Source organism: Polaromonas sp. P4_F9 (genome assembly GCF_056401235.1).
In genome coordinates, this window is record NZ_JBFUJT010000076.1 from 1 (window position 1) to 2,511 (window position 2,511).

At 61.0% G+C, this 2,511-nt stretch carries 2 protein-coding genes; both read left to right on the forward strand.

The genetic code is table 11. The features are described from left to right. Nucleotides 1-378 precede the first annotated feature (378 nt). Nucleotides 379-759, forward strand: a complete 381-nt coding sequence (locus tag AC1DUB_RS28210) for a hypothetical protein (protein WP_477732379.1) — start codon at nucleotides 379-381, stop codon at nucleotides 757-759. Between the two features lie 10 nt (nucleotides 760-769). Then, a complete protein-coding gene (locus AC1DUB_RS28215; protein WP_477732380.1) occupies nucleotides 770-2,437 on the forward strand; it encodes a methyl-accepting chemotaxis protein in 1,668 nt (555 codons plus the stop codon). The last annotated feature ends 74 nt before the right edge of the window (nucleotides 2,438-2,511 follow it).

Consider the following 2,511-nt stretch of genomic DNA (forward strand, 5'->3'; position numbering starts at 1 on the left):
TCGATCGAGCCAGCAGCAGCTGGTGGGCGTTGACCAGGTGGCGGGCGCGATGGAGAGCATCAAGCAGGCGAGCACGCAGAACGTGGCGAGCGCCAGGCAGCTGGAGGTTGCGGCGCGCAACCTGGACGAACTCGGCCAGCGGCTCAAGCAGATGACCAAGCGCTACAAGGTGTGAGCGCGCAAGAGGAATCCCATGCAGAAAGACGCTGTTAGTTATAGAGATGCACTGTCGGAACGAAATGCGCAGGGAGCGCTGCGTACAAACTGCACCAGTTGGGTCAAAAGCTCCAGCGGCTAGCGTAGCGACAAAGACTGATAAAGACTGGAGAGAGATGCGGTACGTAGGAGACGGCTTGATTTCCAAATGACATAAATGACATGAATGACATAACAGGGAGCTATGCAATGACTGAGGGCCCAGGAACATCTTTCAGCAAGAAGCCCTTGCATTACGCGATGGCAAGCGTGCTTGTGTTGGCAGTCCACGCCGGGCGGTTCTGCAATGACAGCCCGGATGCCGCGAGTCAATTGGCTGCCGAGGCCTTGAAGATGAATGTGGCGGATTTGAAGGCGCTATGGCCGCAATACCGGTTCAATCTCACGCTCGATCAAAGCCTGCTGCTGGCGTTGGAGGATGAGTCGCGCTGGGCGATCAGGAACAAGCTGATAGACGGGGCCGACATGCCCAATTACCTGAATCACGTCGCCCTCGACGCATTGAAGGCAGTGTCGCCGGCGGCAGTGACGATCATTCATTGAGGACGCCAGAATGAAGATTTCAACCAGACTCAGTCTTGCCGGAATATTCTCCATTGGAGTCGTTGCGGTCATCGGCGCCGTGCTGCTGTCGGCAACGCAGCAGATGAGGCAAGAGCTCACCAAGAACGAGACGGCCGGCGAAATTCTCAATGCGGCCACCTCCGTCAGATACCTCACGCTGGAGTATGTGGCGGGTCATGAGGATCGCGTGCGTGCCCAATGGGAACTGAGGCAGGCATCGCTGTCGAAGCTGCTCACGAGCTCAGTGGAATTCACCGGCAAGGAGGAAGCCGCCATCATTGACGACCTCCGTCACACACATCAAGGCGTTCACGCCCTGTTCACCGAGCTCGTCACGAACCAGCAAAACAAGGAGTCCGAAAAGGGGAAAGGCACGATACTCAAGGATCTGGAGAGCCGGTTGACCGGCCAGATCATGAACAAGGCGCAGGCCATGATTTCCGGCGCGCTCAGTCTCTCCGACCGAAGCCGGATGGGGGTCCTGGATGCGCAGCACCGGACAAGCGTCGCGGTAGTGACGTTTGGCGGCATCGTGGTGTTTGTCATCGCGGCCACGCTGTTTCTAGCGCTTGGAAGCATAACCCGGCCGCTTGAGAAGCTGCGCGAAGGCATAGCAATCGTCGGTGCAGGCAACCTGGATCACCGGCTCGCCATCACTGCGAGGGATGAGATCGGGAGTCTGTCGCGCGCATTCGACGAGATGACGGAAAAGCTGAAGGCAACAACTGTATCGCGTGACGAACTGGGGCAGGGCAACGCAGTCTTGCAGGCCGAGGTCACCGAGCGCAAGCGGGTGGAAGAGAACCTTCGCCTGCTGATGCAGGAAACACAGGAAGTAGTGAATGTGCTTTCCTCTTTCTCCAGCGAAATTGTTGCCTCGACCACCCAGCTCGCCGCCAGCGCCAGCCAGTCGGCCGCGGCGGTGAGCGAGACCACCACCACGGTGGAGGAGGTTCGGCAAACGGCGCAGGTGGCCAGCCAGAAGGCCAAGCTGGTGTCCGACAGTGCGCAGAAGGCGGCACAGAGCTCCCAGAACGGGCGCAAGTCCACAGAGGATGTGGGGGCCGGCATGACCCGGATCCGCCAGCAGATGGAAGCAATTGCCGCCAGCATGACGCGGCTGTCCGAGCAGAGYCAGGCCATYGGCCGGATCATGGCGAGCGTGGAAGACCTGGCCGCCCAGTCCAACCTGCTGGCCGTCAACGCAGCCATCGAGGCSGCCAGGGCGGGCGAGCACGGCAAGGGCTTTGGCGTGGTGGCRCAGGAAGTCAAGAGCCTGGCGGAGCAGTCGCGCCAGGCGACCAAYCAGGTGCGCACCATCCTGGGCGACATCCAGAAAGCGACGATCGCKGCGGTGCTGGCGACSGAGCAGGGCAGCAAGGCGGTGGAGGCGGGGAGCCGGCAGAGTGAAATGGCGGGCGAATCGATCCAGGCGCTGGCGGGCAACGTGACGGAGGCGGCGCAGGCGGCCACGCAGATTGCGGCRTCGAGCCAGCAGCAGCTGGTGGGCGTTGACCAGGTGGCGGGCGCGATGGAGAGCATCAAGCAGGCGAGCACGCAGAACGTGGCGAGCGCCAGGCAGCTGGAGGTTGCGGCGCGCAACCTGGACGAACTCGGCCAGCGGCTCAAGCAGATGACCAAGCGCTACAAGGTGTGAGCGCGCAAGAGGAATCCCATGCAGAAAGACGCTGTTAGTTATAGAGATGCACTGTCGGAACGAAATGCGCAGGG

Coding starts and splice junctions, on each gene's coding strand:
- AC1DUB_RS28210 (WP_477732379.1), top strand. CDS start 379: ATGAATGACATAACAGGGAGCTATGCAATGACTGAGGGCCCAGGAACA.